General features: G+C 34.5%; 14 protein-coding genes. 7 read left to right on the top strand and 7 right to left on the bottom strand.

Going from position 1 to position 18,163, the window contains the following annotated elements:
- The first annotated feature begins 48 nt into the window (after positions 1-48).
- On the top strand, positions 49-771 hold the full coding sequence (locus HGP29_RS26160; RefSeq protein WP_235958355.1) for a tetratricopeptide repeat protein: 723 nt from the start codon (positions 49-51) through the stop codon (positions 769-771).
- Positions 772-814: 43 nt separating this feature from the next.
- Here the strand turns inward: HGP29_RS26160 and HGP29_RS26155 are convergent, their stop codons facing one another.
- The 4 genes from HGP29_RS26155 to HGP29_RS26140 all read right to left on the bottom strand — a co-directional run bounded on the left by HGP29_RS26155 (position 815) and on the right by HGP29_RS26140 (position 3,752).
- Complete coding sequence (locus HGP29_RS26155) at positions 815-1,657, bottom strand: helix-turn-helix domain-containing protein (protein ID WP_168885425.1); 843 nt, start codon at positions 1,655-1,657, stop codon at positions 815-817.
- A 108-nt stretch (positions 1,658-1,765) separates the two neighbouring features.
- A complete protein-coding gene (gene trxA / locus HGP29_RS26150) occupies positions 1,766-2,083 on the bottom strand; it encodes a thioredoxin (protein ID WP_168885424.1) in 318 nt (105 codons plus the stop codon).
- Between the two features lie 195 nt (positions 2,084-2,278).
- Positions 2,279-2,779 (bottom strand): hypothetical protein, encoded by a 501-nt coding sequence (locus HGP29_RS26145; protein WP_168885423.1) that lies wholly within the window; start codon positions 2,777-2,779, stop codon positions 2,279-2,281.
- Positions 2,780-2,972: 193 nt separating this feature from the next.
- Positions 2,973-3,752: an alpha/beta fold hydrolase gene (locus HGP29_RS26140; RefSeq protein WP_168885422.1), complete on the bottom strand. Its 780-nt coding sequence runs from the start codon at positions 3,750-3,752 to the stop codon at positions 2,973-2,975.
- A 130-nt stretch (positions 3,753-3,882) separates the two neighbouring features.
- Here HGP29_RS26140 and HGP29_RS26135 point away from each other — a divergent pair, with 130 nt between their 5' ends.
- Both HGP29_RS26135 and HGP29_RS26130 read left to right on the top strand, forming a co-directional pair.
- Positions 3,883-4,800, top strand: coding sequence for a dienelactone hydrolase family protein (locus HGP29_RS26135; protein ID WP_211093426.1), 918 nt, complete (start codon positions 3,883-3,885; stop codon positions 4,798-4,800).
- 239 nt (positions 4,801-5,039) lie between these two features.
- Positions 5,040-5,687 (top strand): DUF1349 domain-containing protein, encoded by a 648-nt coding sequence (locus HGP29_RS26130; protein WP_168885421.1) that lies wholly within the window; start codon positions 5,040-5,042, stop codon positions 5,685-5,687.
- A 92-nt stretch (positions 5,688-5,779) separates the two neighbouring features.
- Here HGP29_RS26130 and HGP29_RS26125 read toward each other — a convergent pair whose 3' ends face one another.
- Together HGP29_RS26125 and HGP29_RS26120 are read right to left on the bottom strand one after the other, a co-directional pair.
- Complete coding sequence (locus tag HGP29_RS26125; protein ID WP_168885420.1) at positions 5,780-6,421, bottom strand: MarC family protein; 642 nt, start codon at positions 6,419-6,421, stop codon at positions 5,780-5,782.
- 199 nt (positions 6,422-6,620) lie between these two features.
- Entirely contained in the window at positions 6,621-7,985 is a 1,365-nt protein-coding gene (locus tag HGP29_RS26120) for a saccharopine dehydrogenase family protein (protein ID WP_168885419.1), read from the bottom strand.
- Positions 7,986-8,440: 455 nt separating this feature from the next.
- On the opposite strand from HGP29_RS26120, the gene HGP29_RS26115 reads away from it, so the two are divergent.
- Complete coding sequence (locus HGP29_RS26115) at positions 8,441-11,146, top strand: carbohydrate-binding protein (protein ID WP_168885418.1); 2,706 nt, start codon at positions 8,441-8,443, stop codon at positions 11,144-11,146.
- 40 nt (positions 11,147-11,186) lie between these two features.
- Here the strand turns inward: HGP29_RS26115 and HGP29_RS26110 are convergent, their stop codons facing one another.
- Entirely contained in the window at positions 11,187-12,236 is a 1,050-nt protein-coding gene (locus HGP29_RS26110) for an alpha/beta hydrolase (protein ID WP_168885417.1), read from the bottom strand.
- A 255-nt stretch (positions 12,237-12,491) separates the two neighbouring features.
- Between HGP29_RS26110 and thrA the strand changes: the two genes are divergently transcribed.
- The 3 genes from thrA to HGP29_RS26095 all read left to right on the top strand — a co-directional run bounded on the left by thrA (position 12,492) and on the right by HGP29_RS26095 (position 18,151).
- Positions 12,492-14,954, top strand: coding sequence for a bifunctional aspartate kinase/homoserine dehydrogenase I (gene thrA / locus HGP29_RS26105; RefSeq protein ID WP_168885416.1), 2,463 nt, complete (start codon positions 12,492-12,494; stop codon positions 14,952-14,954).
- A gap of 422 nt (positions 14,955-15,376) precedes the next feature.
- Positions 15,377-16,309, top strand: a complete 933-nt coding sequence (locus HGP29_RS26100; protein ID WP_168885415.1) for a homoserine kinase — start codon at positions 15,377-15,379, stop codon at positions 16,307-16,309.
- A gap of 222 nt (positions 16,310-16,531) precedes the next feature.
- A complete protein-coding gene (locus HGP29_RS26095) occupies positions 16,532-18,151 on the top strand; it encodes a cation:proton antiporter family protein (RefSeq protein ID WP_168885414.1) in 1,620 nt (539 codons plus the stop codon).
- Positions 18,152-18,163 lie beyond the last annotated feature (12 nt).

Here is an 18,163-nt window from a genome sequence, read left to right as displayed (position 1 = left end):
TTCAAGACATTTAGGCGACGAAACCTATAGTATATATACATGGCGATCATGAAAGAGAAAAACAAAAACGTAGAGAAAGGTAATACTCAAGATGAACACAAGGAGTTTGAGGTATTTGAGAGTGCAGAGGTATTACAAGAACACATTATTGAAACTCAAGGTTTCCTAGATAAAAATAAAAACTTAGTACTTGGTGCTATTGGAGCTGTTGTAGCTGTAATCGCTGGTTACTTCTTATATGGTTTAAACATTGAAAACCAAAACAAGAAAGCTCAAGCAGATTTATCTCCTGCAGTTTTCTATTTTGAGAAAGACTCTTTAGGTAAGGCACTTAACGGTGACGGTAACTTAACTGGTGGTTTCTTACAAATCGCAGATGAGTATAGCGGAACTAAAGCTGCTAATCTTGCTAACTACTATGCTGGTGTTTCTTATATGAGAATGGGCGAGTTTGGTAAAGCAATCTCACATTTAGAAAAATTCTCTTCTGATGATGAGTTGGTACAAGGTAGAGCATATGCTTTAATTGGTGATGCTTATGTACAACAAGAGCAATTTGGTAGTGCTATCTCTTCTTACAAAGATGCTGTAGCTTACAAGCCAAATAAAGAATTTACTCCTGCTTACTTGATGAAGTTAGCGTATGCTTATGAAGCAAACGGTGACCAAGCAAACGCTTTAGAAACTTACAACAAAGTAGCTAATGAGTATGCTAAATCTCAAGAAGCTAATGATGCTAAGAAATTTGCAGCAATGATGTCTGTAAAATAATATAGATCCTTCCAAAGGAAATAAAAAAAGTCAGTTGATACTATCAACTGACTTTTTTTGTATGTAGTGCCCTATACTCACTAGGACTACTCCCTTCTGTTTTCTTAAAGAATCTACTGAATGCTTGTAGGTCTTCATACCCCAATTCATAAGCGATTTCTGAAATAGACTTCTCTGTATATATAATCTGTCTTCTGGCTTCCAGTAATACTCTCTCTTGTATAAATTGTAGTGGTTTTTTTTGCCCTAATAACTTGAATACATTAGAAAGTGTCTTGGGAGATTTATGAAGCAATTCAGCATATTCTGCTACTGATTTCTTTTCTCTAAAGTGTTGTTCTACTAAGAAATTAAATTCTTTTACAATGGTCATCTTATCTTCTTCTATAGTGGATAAATCTGTTTGTCTCTTCATGATTCTTGTGCAGAGTATTAGAAGGCGTTTTAGAAGCATCTGTAACATCTCTAGTTGATGTTCATCAGAAGATTTCATCTCGTGTTCGAATACTTGCCAAAGAGACTTAAGTGTTTCACCATCAGTATTGGTGAGGTTTATTTTTGGAAGACTTGATGCCCCAAAAAATAAGATACCCTTACATCCTACATCAGTTTCGTGGTGTAAAATACAGTAAAATGGTCTGTTGAACCGTAAGATTTTTCCTTTGTTTAATCGAATATTTTCTATTTGATGAAACTCTGTAAGGAAAACAATTTCATTGGCCATGAACGTATATCTACGGCCATCAATAGTTAAGTAGTTATCGTTTTCAGTAAACCAAATTAGTGTAAGCTTCTCTTCTGAGTTTTCGAATAAGTTAGTTTGGTCTGATGTGATATCAAAATTCTGGATTTCTAGGTATTCACCGGTTGTTTTTAAAAACTTCATAGCTTATCGTTTATCAAAAAACACTTATTTATAGTAAGGGTATTCCTATCACAGAAGAAAGAAGTGAGTGAGTAAAAATGTTTACTCACTCTATATGATAATGGGATATTAGCTGACTAAAACGTCTAGCTGATTTCTTAATTCTTTTTCTCCTGTTAAGCCAACATGTGTATTTACCACTTCTTGATCTTTGATAAATACTAAATTAGGGATACTTCTTACTTTATGTAGTGTAGCAAGTTCTGGTACTTCTTCGATGTTTACCTTGTGGATACCCACTTTACCTTGGTATTCATCAGAAAGTTTCTCAACTGTTGGCAATAATGCCTGACAAGGTCCACACCAATCTGCGTAGAAATCTAGTAATAGAGGTTGACCTTGGCTGATCAACTCATTGTATTGATCGATGTTCTGGATTTTATTCATGATTAAGTTTTTTATGTTTTAAATAAATGAACAATACAAATATCCAGATTAATCACAGCACCTAAGTATGCATTTTGTCACATAAAGTTATCAAAAGTTCCTTAATTGACTTATTGGTCAAAAATAACAAAAAATAAACTACTTATCCAAAATATATGGATAAGCAGTTCAAAATTCGCGATCATTGTTTATTGATTAGAAGATGATTTTTTTGATAGTATCATTTTTTACTGGCCTCCATCCAAGTGTTTTATACTTTTTATAAGTATACTTTCTCCAGATGATTTCTCCTTTTTCATCATAATCTCTGATTTCCCAAATGATCATGCATGGCTGTTGGTCATGAGAGTCTTTGTAGACTCTTAAAAAGTGAATATCCTTCTGAAGCTTTGGAAATAGGATATTATCAGACTCAGTATCTACAACTAAATGCCTTGTTTGCTTTCTGTAATCTTTTAATAGACCCAAAGACCTTTCTGTTGATATATTAACAAGATAGGGAGCCTTCTTTACTTCCGGAGGAGTATTGAAGTAATCAAAATTTGCGGGATGTTTTGTAGGTTCGATAATGATGAGATCATTGTCTTTGTTTTTAGACTTTTTCTTATCATCATTAAATGAAGAATCTGCAAAAGCACTAAATGATACACAGTAGAGAAATTCTACAAGGAGTAGAATTAATTTAGAAGTTTTCATAGTTAATAAATAGATATGTTAGGTAAAGAAAATTTTTATATCAGTTGGGTCACTATTGGTTTTAAGTAATACAGATTCTATTGGGATAGGTAAAGATAGCGGTGTAATCTGTACTTCTTTGTTAACTAAAATTATATAAATAATCACTTAATAGTAAGGTTATTAAGTGATTATTTATATTGATTAACATATGTTATCGATTACTGCAATAGGTAAGAAAGTTTAAAATTACCTGTTGGCACTTAGTTGTTTCTTCAAACATTCCCATATGGCCAACATTTTCGAAGAAATAAACATGGGCATCTTTTGGCAGATGACATTGTTCTATACTTTTAGTAAGAGGAACAGCAACATCTTTTTTACCGACGATAAATAGTACAGGGATGTTGAGAGCACTAATAAGTTCACTACTGTCTTCTCTTGCTCTCATTGCCAAAGAGGTTTTTGCTATACTTTCGACATCCTCTTTTTCTGCTTCTTTGATAATTCTATTAATAATGCCTCTATGCTGTTCTCTATTTGTTTCATCAAATAGATTGGCAATCATTGGAGCAACAAAAGCTCTAGCACCATGTTCTCTTACAAATTCTGCAGCTTTTATTCTTACTTCTTTTTTTGCTTCATCATCTTCAAATGCTGTTGAATGGAAAAGTCCAATACCATTGAGATAGGAAGTGTATTTCTTAGCGTAAGCTAAAGTGACATACCCACCCAATGAGTGCCCCACCATACAATATTTTTGAACACCAATGCTTTGTAGTGTTTGATGAATTTGATCTGCAAAATCAGATAACTCTATAGTCGCTTGTGTAATGTTAGGACTTTCTCCACATCCAGGAAGATCAATACAGATTACTCGGAAGTAGGGAGTGATTATTTTAATAAAATCGTTCCATAAATTTTTAGTCTCACAGTAGCCATGGATGAGTACTAGAGTAGTTTGATTTTCTTTACTATCAGTATACGCTAACATAATTTTTTGAATAATAAGTCTAGGATAAATATAAAGCTTTAATAAAGTATATATTGTTTTATCGCATTATTAGATCAGTGAAACTACCGATTTATCCTTATATTCATTGGAATTAAAAACCATTTATTCAATGAAGAGTTTATACTCTGATTATCCACTTCCAAACTTAAAGACAATGAAAAACGCACTCTATTTTTACCTTTTAGTCACTTTCAGTTTTGTTGCCGCTCTATTGGCTCTTCATGAACCAGAAAAACCTAAAGAACCCGTATTGTGCCATGCAGATATAGAAGCTGTACATGCTTTTGCAGCATTTACAACTCAAGAATCTTTCAGAAATGCTCATTCCATGTCAAGGGATTTAGGAGATGTTTCTTTTAATGGTGCTGAAATTACTTTTGATGTAGCAGATGGAAAACAAGGAAAAGGATATTATGTAGCGTCAAAGAAAAAGTCGAACAAGTATATTTTTGTATTTCATGAATGGTGGGGGTTAAATGATTATGTTAGAAATGAATCCAATCGTCTGTCCAAAGAATTGGGAAATGTCAATGTGATTGCACTAGACTTATATGATGGAAAAGTAGGTACTACAAGAGAAGAAGCTGGAAAATTGATGAAAGCCTGTGACCCCAAAAGGGCTGCATCGATTATTCAGGGAGCTTTAGCTTATGTAGGTAAAGGTGCAGTTATTGCCACTATTGGTTGGTGTTTTGGAGGAGGTTGGTCATTACAGGCGGCACTTCAATTACAACAACAAGCTAAAGCTTGTGTCATGTATTATGGTATGCCAGTAAAAGATGTTGATCGCCTTGCATCATTAAATTGTGATGTCTTAGGAATCTTTGGAGAAAAAGATAAATGGATTAATCCAGAGGTAGTGGCCAATTTTGAAGACCACATGCAAGAGGCAAAAAAGAACCTTGAAGTTAAGATGTATAAAGCAGATCATGCATTTGCGAATCCTTCTTCTGACAGGTATAATGAAAAAGATGCAAAAGAAGCTAACAAAGTAGCATTGGCATTTTTAAAACAACATTTGAAATAATATCTACCTCATTGGTCAATAAAAAAGACCACCCAAAATTTAGGCGGCCTTGTTTGTAGTTAGCTTGCTTAAAGTAATATGAGGTTATCATTGATTTCTTAATACAATAATAAAAAAGTAGAACGTAATCTGTTTACGTTCTACTTTTTTTTGTTTATTTTTTTTCAAATCATTCTAAATATTTTCTTTTACACCAACATCTTTCTTTAAATTACTAGTAAATCTAATTTACAATTGTCATGAAAAACTTATTGATAGTATTGCTATTGGGATTTTCTCAAGTAGTACTTTCCCAAAACCTAAATGATATGCAATGGTTTAATGCCCCAGAGAAATGGGAAGTAGATGGTTCCTCATTAAAAATGTTCGTTACCCCACAGTCAGATTACTGGAGAAAAACACATTATGGATTTACCATAGATGATGGTCCATTTTATTATGCACAACGCGGTGGAGAATTTGAGGTTTCTGTAAAAATCACAGGAGAATATAGAACTCGATTTGATCAAATGGGATTAATGATTCGAGTGGATGAAAAACATTGGATCAAGACAGGAATTGAATATGTTGATGGGGTGTATAATTTTAGTGCAGTAGTTACTAATGACCATTCTAGTTGGAGTGTTATCGCTTTAGAAGGTAAACCAAAATCAATTTGGATTAAAGCCATCAGACGAAGAGATGCTGTAGAAATTTTCTACTCTTTAGATGGGAAAAAATACCAAATGAGTAACCTAGCTTATCTTCCAGATCACAAACCTCTTATGGTAGGTATGATGGCAGCAAGCCCTGATGGTAATGGTTTTAATGCAACTTTCGATGACTTTAAAATCACGCACCTTGCGGATGAAAGAAGATTGGAATGGTTAGAAAATAACAAAGAATAAACGAAAAGTTATTTTGATAGTTCAGGTTTAAAAAAAGGTTCATGTGAATTGAGTATCACATGAACCTTTTATTTATTTAGAGAGTATATTGTTTACTCAACGATAATAAATCTTTTCACTAATGGCCCTAAACCAGCAAAGAAGAATTCTACTGCCATTACCATAACGATAAGACCCATCAAACGTAACATCAATTTATTTCCTGTATCTCCTAACACTTTCATGATTGGTCCTGCGCTTAATAAGCTCAAGCATGTAGTGAGTAATACAGCTGTAATTGCAATAAATAGTGCTCCTACTTTAAAAGGATCATCGCTGGCTGAATCCATTAAGATAATTGCATTGGCAATAGATCCAGGACCACAAATAATAGGAATAGCTAGAGGAGTTATAGCAACATCATTGGCATATTCATGAATTTCATCTTTTGTGACTTTAACGCTTCCCAAGCGAGCTTGTAGCATATCAAATCCAACTAAAAAGAAGATCATACCACCTACAACTCTAAGGCTGTCGATAGAAATACCAAAGAACTTAAATAGTGATTGTCCTGAGATAGCAAAGAACAATAAAAAACAATAAGCGATGAATGTAGCTCTTAATGCTGTGCGTTTTCTCTCCTTGGCCTCTAACTGATTTGTGATAGTCATAAACACCGGCATAATACCTACCGGGTTAATTAGAGTAAAAAATGAAGTAAACGCCAATAGACCGTATGTAATTGCTTCGTTCATTATTTATAGACTAGTATGTGTGATGGCTACAAAGTAAAGACAAATAACTCTAATAATCTATTAGTTATCAGAAATAAGAAAGCCCAACTAAAAAATTTACGTTGGGCTTTCGATATATCAAATACTTATTCTTTCATTATAGAATGAATCCTATCTCACCTTTGTAAGGTGAAGCGAATACAAAATATTAATGCAATGCTTATAAACTTGACATTTCTTGTGGACTCATCACTACTTCTTGCTCTTTAAAAGTAATCCCTAGCGTTTCGAGTTCTTCTAAAACAGGTTCATATATGTTTTTATGAACTGGAATACACGTACCCGTTTTAGTAATCTTACCTTGAAGGATTAATTTCGTAGCAATAGCCAATGGAATACCTACTGTATCTGACATTGCAGTGTACGTTTGGTCTTTTCCTTTGACGACCATGTGTGATGTACGTAAAATATTTTCAGCTCCTTTCTTATAGAAAAGCTTATGGTACATCACAATCATATCTTTGTCATTCTTATCTAATGCCCATTTTTCCTCAAGAATCTTTTGAAGGATCTGAGCAGGAGTGGCACTTGGTAAGCCTACTTTCTTATCACTAAAGATATCCAACCACTCTAGTTTTTCCATTTCGATATCGTCTTGAGATAACTTAAGGTATTGCATCAATTTCAACTCTACAGAATCGTTTGGATTGTAACGTAGGAAGGAGTTGATGAACTCTCTATAAGTCATGTTTTCTGTATTTTCCATAACATAACTATCATCTGTTGCTCCTAGGGTGACAAAGCAATTCCATGCTCTGCAGAAACCAGGTCGGCGAAGTGTGCCTCTATATACAGTAGGTACTCCTTCTAAACCGTATTTTTCGACATATTTTAGAGAGTCTCTATTGGCATATCCTTCAAACTTTCCGTATTCATCAATTTCAATACGCTCTGTTCTTCGGAATAATTTATTATATGGAATGTATTTGTATTTTCCATTGTGTAAGAAACGGACCGCTCCACCTTGTCCAGCAATAACTACATTTCTTGGGTTCCAAGTAAACTTATAATTCCAAGGGTTATTATCTGATTCGGGAGCAATTAATCCACCTGTAAATGATTCAAATCCTTCGATGCTATGCCCTTTTTCTTTGACCTCTTCTATCATTTTCATAGCAGACATATGATCAATGCCTGGGTCTAGCCCAATTTCATTTAATAAAATGATACCTTTTTCTTGGGCTTCTTCATTTAAGGCCTGCATTTCTGGTGTAATGTATGATGCTGTCGTCATAGGTACAGCATGTTTTATGGCCACTTTTGCCACCTCAATATGGAACCTTGCAGGAAGCATAGAGACAACAATATCTCCCATAGCAATATACTTTTCCTTGTGTTCGTCATTATTGATGTCGAACTCGAAAGCAGACGCTACTTCTTCAAAACCTTTGATTTTTTCTGCAGCAAGAGTTTGTTGATAGTCGCCGACCATTATTTTCCATTGATGGTCTTTGGAGTGTTCACAGAGATAATGAATTAATGACGAAGCTGAACGACCAGCACCTAAAATGATTATCGTCTTCATAAAGTAGTGTTTATTGGTAAAAGTATGTGATGTAAAAAGTTATCGTTGTTGTACGATATGTTATTATATATGTGTTGTGGTGTAAATGTAATTTTTTTTGATGAAAAGTGAATAGAAAATCACTTTTTTCCTTCTTGATTCTCAAAAACGCTCCTATAAACCACAACGAAATAAAGTTGTAGTAATAATGTTGTATTCAAAATCTATTTGTATACCATCTACAATTATATCGAATTTAAATTACTTAAATATCTTTTAATCAGCTATTTGTGTTGTTTTATTATCTATAAAAATGCTACTTCTCCTAGCAACTCTTTGATATATTTTGGTGATTTGAAGAGGCTCTCATTTAAATGAAAAACTAACTAAAGAGCGATTACGCAAGTACTTTTTTGAATCATTTTTTTCTAGAGAGAATGATTCTAACAGAGAATAATTTAAATATCAGGAATGCTATGAAGAAAACAATCTTTATACTACTTACGATGATTAACTGTCATCTGAGTTTAGGAAATGAAATGAATATTAACTTTAAAAACAACAACACATGGAAACTGAATAACTACTCTTGTAATGCTACACCAATCCCTTCTACTATACAAAGTGAGTCTTATTGTAGAATGTTTGGTATATCAACAGAAACTACTCAAGATAATGGTGGAGGTCAGAATGTTGGCTATATAGACGACAATGATTGGATGAGTTATAATATCTCTGTCCCGGTGACAGGTTCTTATAAAGTATCGTATAGAGTAGCGTCCAATTTTGGAGGTAATGAAATACAGATCGATAAAGACCTTGGTAGTACAATTTTAGGTACAATATCAGTTCCTTCTACAGGAGGTTGGCAAAGTTGGGAAACTATATCACATTCGATACAATTAGAAGCAGGCGAATATGAAATAGGTATTAAGGCGAATATCGGTGGGTTTAATATCAATTGGTTTGCCTTTGAACAGGAATTTCCAACTGAGGAAGAAAATACTGATTTTTTACATACAGCAGGACAAAACATAGTTGATGGACAAGGTCAGAACTTTGTGATTAAAGCTGTTAACCTTGACGGTTGGATGGTTCAAGAAGGCTATATTATGGAAGTTCCTTTCGGGCCTCAATGGGAAATTATGGAAGGAATTGAAGATGTTATCGGTCAACAAAATACGCAAGAATTTCATGATGCTTGGTTAGATAATATGGTGACCGAAAGTGATATCCAACAGATTAAACAATGGGGCTTTAATAGTATCCGTGTTCCTCTTCACTATAATTTATTTACACTGTCTATTCAGGATGAACCCGTCGATTTCGAAAATACAGTAATAAATAAAGGTTATCAACTTATTGATCAGTTGTTAGTTTGGGCTGAGAAATATGAATTATACTTGATTTTAGATTTACATGCAGCTCCTGGTGGGCAGGGTGAGGATCAACCTATTTCAGATTATAATCCTGCATACCCGTCATTATGGGAGAGTGGAGAAAATAGGTCAAAAACGGTTCATCTATGGAAAGAAATAGCGAAGCGTTATGCAGATAAAAAATGGATCGGAGGTTATGATCTAATTAATGAAACAAATTGGGAGTTAGGCGATCAAAATCAATTGTTAGCAGATTTATACGAATCGATCGTGTATGAATTACGTCAAGTAGATAATAATCATATTGTCTTTATTGAAGGAAATTGGTGGGCAAATGATTTTAGAGGATTAACACCCGCTTTTGATGATAATATGGTTTATGCTTTCCATAAGTATTGGGCAGCTACTGATCAGGCTTCATTACAGGAATTTATTGACCTTAGAAACTCTACGAATACACCAATATGGTGTGGAGAAACGGGGGAAAACTCTAATCAGTGGTATGTTGAGAACTTTGAAATACTTGAAGCTAATAATATAGGGTATGCATTTTGGCCATTAAAAAAGGTCAACCAGATACAAGGTTTGCTAAATGTGGATCAGCCAGAAGGCTTACAAAAAGTACTAGATTATTGGAATGGTGAAGGTTCAAAACCAAGTGTAGCTGAAGCAAAATCAGCTTTAATGGAATGGGCAGTGAATACTAGATTAGACCGTTGTGATTATAATTATTCTGTTATTGATGCAACTACTCGAATGGTCGGAACGACGGATACAAAAGCTTATTCTACTGTAAGTATTCCTGATGATAATATTACTGCGGCACATTATGATTTAGGAAAGCAAGGACACGCCTACTTTGAACAAGGTGATCTTGGTGATTATGGGGACAAAGCTTGGTGGAATATCAATTGGACCTTTAGAAATGATGCGGTGGATATATATACTTTAGGTAATGAGTATTACATAGGAGAGACGAAAGACAATGAATGGTTACAATACACTATTAATGCAACGCAAAGTACAAATTATGAATTTCAAGTAGAGGTTGCAGCCAACAGTTCAGGAGGGAAATATCATATTGAGGTAGATGGAAATGATATTACAGGGTCGATAAATGTCAGTTCCACTAATGGATGGGAAGTTTTTTCTTGGCAAGATGCGGGTCAGACTTTTCTAAGTTCGGGAACAAAAGTGATTAAGTTTGTTTTTGAAAAAGGTGGCTTTAATCTTAAATCATTACGACTAGTTCCCATAACTACTGAAGATGAAGAAGAAGTGGTTGCAGAAGGCTGTTCTAACTCTGAAAATATAAGTTTAGACTTTAGTTATGATGGTATAGAAGAAAAGTGCTGGGTTGTTTCTGAAGATATCAATTATATAAACTCTTGGGGAGCAGAATACATTACGATTAATGGTGTTGATATTACTAATGTTTGGATAAATAGTAACCTTCCTCCGAGACAGAATGGTAAATACTATATTTCATTCAAAGGGTTAGAATCTTGGGCACATATTGAGATTATGGGAAATAGCTCTTCTCAAAGAAAAATAGATTTTACTACAAGTTCAGAGATACAAGTTTATCCTAATCCTTTATCAACATCAAATGTGACAATAAAGCATCACAATCGAAGTGGTGAGCTGATAAAAGTGTTAGACATTCATGGGAATATAGTATATGCTAATCTTATCGAAAATGATCAGACAATTTTATCAAGAAATTTATTTTACAGAGGTATCTATTTTGTTCTCATTGAAGGGCAAGATCAAATAGAAACAATCAAACTTATAGTAGATTAAGCAAAAACACCAGACTCAAATATGGAGTCTGGTACTTTTGTTATTGCAGGTTTTCCTTTAATTCTATTTCTTCTAAGAACCTTTTAATAACATCATTCCAATGGCCTTCTTTATGTTTAGGTCTTCCATTTTCATCTAAAGGAAAATAGTTGTGATCGCAGTTATACCATCTTTTAATAGTAAGGTTCTTTTTACCTTTTTCAATAAAAAATAAAGGGATAAGATCACAGAGTGCAGCAGCATGATCTTCCGTTCCATAGGTTAAGAAAATAGGAATACCCAGCTGTAGCCAATCATCAAATAAAGGTTCAGAAAAAGTATTGATACCTTTTAAGTAACTATGTTTGGCAACAGAATCGGGTTGAAACGAATCTTCATAATATTTATAATAAGAATTGATTCTTTCTTCAGCTTCTGTCCAAGATATTTTTTGATGTTGAGCATCAACTTTTGCTGTTCTCACATATTGATCAATCCTTCCAAAAGGATTAGCTCCACCAAGGCCAATATGTTTAATGTCTTTATTTTTCAAAGCTAATTTTGTAGCCACTTTACTTCCTTGAGAATGTCCAAAAACAACAACTTTAGAAGCATCAACCCAAGGTTGTCTTTTTAAAAACTGAAGTACTTCTAAACCGCGTTGTACATAATTATCTAAATAGTCGGCATTGGTAAAAGCTTCTGAAATCTGTGAAGGCTTTGAAGGATCTTCTATGTAATAATTACCGTATGGACTAAGATGAAGGCTATCAACAACCAATGGCGTATGTGGCATATTGATGACAACGAGATGATACTTCTTTTTTACTTCATTTATATCAAAATTTGAAATTCCTCCTCCAAATAAAAAAGGCGTATCTCTATTGGGAATGTCCATAAACATGGGTATAGGAAGAGATCCTTGACAGAACAGAAAAATCGGTTTCTTTTCTTCAAGCTTTGTGTCAACAACAATAAAATTTATGCTATCTGATTGATGTGGGTTTAATTGAAATGTGGTCACCTTATTAAATAAAATGCTTTCAGTTTGTCCTTGACATACCAGTGTAATCAATAGGCAACTGAGTAGTACTAATAGCTTGTTTTTCATTTGTAAGAGAATTGATTTTTAATGGTTAGTGATGAAAGTTTGCTAAAGGTATTATTTACATCGAAGTACATAATTTAATTCTAATATATAGCATATTTCATAAGAAATATTTTGCAAGACACACGTATTTTGAAAAAGTTAGGCCATCAATTAGTAAATTCTTGGTGATTCATTAATATTATTACTACTTTTATAACTTAACTCGCAATATTTTGCGAATTGTTTATTTTTAAGGACTAGCGAACAGGAACAAGGATGAAAGTACTCAAGTTTGGAGGAACGTCGGTTGGAAGTGCGAAAAATATCCAACAAGTAGCCAGTATCCTTTCCGATTATCAACAGAGCGGACAAAGGGTTGCCGTAGTCGTATCGGCAATGAGTGGCATCACAAACAAACTCATCGAAGTAGGTAATAGAGCTGCTTCAGGTGACGAAACCTACAAGTCATTATTAAAAGACATTGAGTCTACCCACTTGACCTGCATTCGTGAGTTGATTGAGGTGCGTAGACAGAGCAAGACAATTGCTTTTGTAAAGCTTTTATTAAATGATCTTGAGGACATTTTAAGAGGTATCTTTTTATTAAAAGAATTATCACTTCGTTCTCTTGATATTCTTCAGAGCTTTGGTGAGCGTTTGTCTTCATTTATTATAGCAGAATACTTAACACAAATTGGTGTTGATGCTGAGCAATTAGACGCGCGTTATGTTGTTCGTACTAATGCTGTATTCGGTGGTGCAAAAGTTGATTTTGTAACTACTAATTCTGCAATCACAAAGCATTTTGGAGAAACTGACAAAATGCAAATTGTAACAGGTTTTATTGCTTCGTCTGAAAGTGGTGAGACAACTACGTTAGGTCGTGGTGGTTCTGACTACTCTGCTGCGATTTTTGGTGCTGCATTAAATGCGTCAGAAATTGAGATTTGGACAGATGTTGATGGTGTTATGACTACTGATCCTAGAGTTGTACCAACAGCATTCTCGTTACAGCAACTTTCTTACGAAGAGGCAATGGAGATGTCTCACTTTGGTGCTAAAGTGATTTACCCTCCAACATTACAGCCTGCAATCAAAAAGAATATTTCATTAAGAATTAGAAATACATTCAATCCATCTTTCCCTGGTACACTTGTTACAAGTAAATCAGGACAAGAAGATTGGCCAGTAAAAGGTATATCTTCAATTAAAGATATCTCTTTAGTAACACTTTCAGGAAGTGGTTTAATTGGTGTTCCAGGTGTATCTTCTAGACTTTTTGGTGCTTTAGCAAGAGGTGGGGTATCAATGATCTTGATTACTCAAGCTTCATCAGAACATACAATTACTTTTGCAGTAGCTCCTTCGGATGCTGCAGCAAGTAAGAAAATTATTGAGGAAGAATTCTTCAATGAAATGGCTTCTGGTAAAGTAAATCCTGTTGAAGTAGAAAATAACTTATCAATTTTAGCCATTATTGGTGAAAATATGGCACATCGTCCAGGTGTTGCAGCTAAGTTATTTAGTGCATTGGGTAAAAATGGTGTAAACATCCATGCTATTGCTCAAGGTTCTTCAGAGTTAAACGTTTCTGTTGTTATCGAACAGAAGCATTTATATAAATCACTAAATGCATTACACGAAATCTTCTTCTTGTCTGATATGGCAGAGTTGAACGTGTTTATGTTAGGTCTTGGTTTGATTGGTAATACATTACTTACTCAAATGAGAGATCAAGCAGAATACTTATTAACAGAACGTAACTTACGTTTGAACGTTGTAGGTGCTGCTAACTCGAAGAAAATGATCTTCAGTGAGACAGGTTTAGATATTTCTTTAACAAAAGAAGAAATCTTAGCAGAAGGAGAAGCTTCTAATGCTGAGCAGTTTGTTGAGAAAATGATCGAAATGAACTTGCCTAACTCTGTATTTGTGGACTGTACTCCAGGTGAGAGTGCAGTGAAGCTTTACGAGAAAATCTTATTGAACTCTATCTCGATTACTACACCAAATAAAATTGCCAACTCTGGTACTCTTGAGTATTACTTAAGATGTCAGGCTGCTGCAAAACGTAGAGGTGTGAAATTCTTATATGAAACGAATGTTGGTGCAGGTCTTCCTGTTATCGGACCGCTTCAAGATTTAAGAAGATCGGGTGATAAGATCATTAAAATCGAAGGTATCTTATCAGGTACTCTTTCTTACTTGTTCAACACTTTTGCTGCAGGCATGAAGTTCTCAGAATTAGTGAAACAAGCAAAAGAAATGGGTTATACTGAGCCAGATCCAAGAGATGATTTAGGTGGAGTAGACGTTGCTCGTAAGATTTTGATTCTTGCTCGTGAGGCAGGGTATCACTTAGAGCCTTCTGATGTTACTGTTGAGCCTATCTTACCACAAGCATGTTTAGATGCTGCTTCAGTAGATGATTTCTTTGTTGAATTAGAGAAAGCAAATAGCTTATTCGAGAAACAAAGAGCAGAAGCAGAAGTAGAAGGTAAAGCTCTTCGTATTGTGGCTACATTAGATGAAGAAGGTAAAGCAACTGTAGCTTTAAAAGCTGTAGATAGCTCACATCCTTTCTATGGTCTTGTAGGATCAGACAATATGGTAGTGTTTACTTCTCGTAGATACTTCAATGAGCCGTTAGTAATTAGAGGCCCTGGTGCAGGTGCTGAAGTTACAGCTGCTGGTGTATTTGCTGAGATCATCACAATCGGAAATTTCTTGATTAACTAAGATTGAAGTGATATAAAGCGAAGTAGTTGAGTAATTCTCTTTCTACTACATACTTTATAAACTTCATAATTATATAGTGGGGACGAGGTATTTTACTTCGTCCTCATTCTCATTTTTGTTGACTCCAAATTCTTTGATATTATTAAACAAATTGAAAGGGATATTGTAGTCATTTTTATAGAATGGCCTTGAAGAGAAAAGCGATAAAAAATTAATAGAAGAACCGTAAAAAATCTTCATTTGTTTGAGTAAAGCGAGTCTGAAGATTTTAGGTGAAAGGAATTAGTTTTAGCTTTTGACTTCACAGTCTAGATTTTTTTGCTTCGTTTTTTTCATCAATGGAAAAAATGAAAGACAACTATGATTGAAAGAAGAACGATGATAATTATAACTACTGTCTCGTTCTTTAAAAGTATAAAACCATGAAAGAAGTAAAAGCTTTTGCCCCTGCTACTGTGGCTAACGTAGCTTGTGGCTTCGATATCTTAGGTTTTGCCGTAGATAGCCCAGGTGATGAAATAGAAATGAAACTTGTTGACAAGCCAGGTATTGTCATCAAAGACATCACGGGAGATGAAGGAAGATTATCTCGTAATCCTAGAGAAAATACGGCTACTGTTTCTGTATATCAGTTTTTAGAAAGAATTGGAGCAGAGAAAGCAGGTATTGAAGTAACACTTCATAAAAAAATGCCTTTTGGTAGTGGTTTAGGATCTTCATCGGCGAGTACTGTTGCTGGTGCTTTTGCTGTGAATGCATTATTCGATAATCCATTGACAACGGAAGAACTTTTACCTTTTGCCATGGAAGGTGAGCGAGTAGCTTGTGGAGCAGCACATGCTGATAACGTAGCTCCGGCATTATATGGAGGTTTCGTATTAGTAAGAAGTTATGATCCATTAGATGTAGTTCGTCTGAATGTACCGGAAGAACTATGTTGTGCAGTGGTTCACCCACATATCGAAGTTTCAACAAAAGATGCTCGTAATATTTTAAGAGGAGAGATTCCATTAGTAGATGCCGTACGTCAGTGGGGTAATGTAGGTGGTTTAATTGCTGGTTTAGAGCAAGAGAACTACGACTTAATTGGAAGATCATTACAAGATGTTATTGTAGAGCCTATCCGTTCAATGCTAATCCCAGGTTTTGATGAAGTAAAAAGAGCTGCTGTTTATGCAGGTTCTATGGGTACAGCTATTTCTGGATCTGGTCCATCAGTATTCTCATTATGTAGAGGTATTGATAAAGCAGAACGAATTGCAAAAGCTAAAGTTGAAGCATTCAAATCTATTGGTATTGATAGTGATTTGTTTGTTTCTAAAGTGAATAAAGTAGGACCGAAGATTATTTACTAATCTATCAGATAAATTCCTATAAAAAGAGCAAGGTGTTTACAATAACATCTTGCTCTTTTTTCTTTACAAAGAACTTTGAAAACACCTCTTGAGTAGAGTTTTTGTATTGATACTAACTCTCTATTAATTAACTATTTAAAACAGATTCTACCTTTGATATATGAAGTTTTTTTCATATTATCTGTCGCAGTGAAAAACTAAATTAATTATCTATTTGCAAGCATGACTGTACATATTATTATCATTCTTTCAGCCTTTATCGCTGGTTATATTGCATTAAGACTCAAATTTCCACCCTTAGTAGGTTTTCTAATTACTGGTTTTGTATTACACTATCTAGGTATAGATGATACGACACAGATTAAATCATTAGCGGATTTGGGTGTTACTTTATTGCTGTTTACCATTGGACTTAAGCTAGACATCAAAATGCTTATTGGTAAACACATATGGCTGAGTTCATTGATACATAATTTGGCAAGTTCTGTTTATTTTATTGCTGCTCTTTGGAGTTTACAATGGATGGGATTATCGATTCTTCAAGGATTATCATGGATGCAATTAATGCTCATTGCCTTTGCCTTATCTTTTTCAAGTACCGTGTTTGCTATAAAAACATTACAGGAAAAAGGGGTAATGAATGCAGTATATGGTTCATTAGCCATAGGTGTTTTAGTGATGCAAGATATTTTTGCCGTCGTGTTTATGACCATTAGTTCTGGTAAAATGCCTGAGGTTTGGGCGTTGCTACTATTTGCCCTTCCATTATTAAGACCTCTGTTTTTTAAGATTCTGGATAGTGTGGAACATGGAGAGATGTTAGTGCTTTTCGGAGTATTTATGGCTTTGGTAGTGGGTGCTGGATTATTCTCATTAGTTGGATTAAAAGCAGATTTAGGAGCCTTAATTATTGGTGTTTTATTATCAAGTCATAAAAAGGCATCGGAATTATCTAAAGCACTTTTTAATATTAAGGAGTTATTATTAGTTTTCTTCTTTTTAGATATTGGTTTAACGGCATCAATCACACTAAACTCATTATTATTTGCTATTGCTTTGGTGATCTTATTACCAATAAAAGGCTGGTTGTATTTCCAGATATTTGACCGTTTCAATTTTAGAATTAGAACTTCAGTATTCGGTAGCTTGATACTTATGAACTACAGTGAATTTGGTCTAATTGTAGGTGGTTTAGCTTATAAAATGGGATGGTTACCAGGAGAGTTATTGGTGAGTATAGCTATAGCAGTTTCTTTATCTTTCCTTATTTCTTCTCCAATTAATAATTGGAGTAATGAAGTGTATTTAGGTTTAAGTCAGTTTAAGAAAGAAGGCAACCGTTTAAACAGCATGGACAAAATGATCGATATTGCTAATGCTAAAATTTTAGTAGTAGGTATGGGGCGTATTGGTTCGGGTGTTTATGATGAGATGCAAAAGCAATTTGGAGGTTTAGTTTTAGGAGTTGAAGTCAATGAGCATACCGTCGAGAAGCAGCTGAATGAAGGTAGGAATGTGATCCAGGGTGACGCCGTAGATAATGACCTTTGGGAAAGGATTAATAACCTTGATGCTATCGAGCTGATATTTTTTGCTATGCCTCACCATCATGCCAATGAGTTGGGAGCAAGGCAACTTCAAAAAATGAACTACACAGGTAAGACCACAGCAATTGTGGAGTTTAATGATCAGGTTCAGCCATTGAAACAGCTTGGTGTTAATGCAGTATTTAATGTTTACAGGGAAGCAGGAAAAGGTTTTGCTCAGCATGCTATTGAAGAGTTTCAACCTCAGAAATTGATATCAGAGAAACCATTTAAGAAGGTTTCAATTACCATATAAAAAAAGCCGATA

The organism is Flammeovirga agarivorans (genome assembly GCF_012641475.1).
Lineage (GTDB): Bacteria > Bacteroidota > Bacteroidia > Cytophagales > Flammeovirgaceae > Flammeovirga > Flammeovirga agarivorans.
The sequence above is the reverse complement of the archived record's forward strand: the minus strand, read 5'-3'. Positions and strand labels throughout refer to the sequence as shown.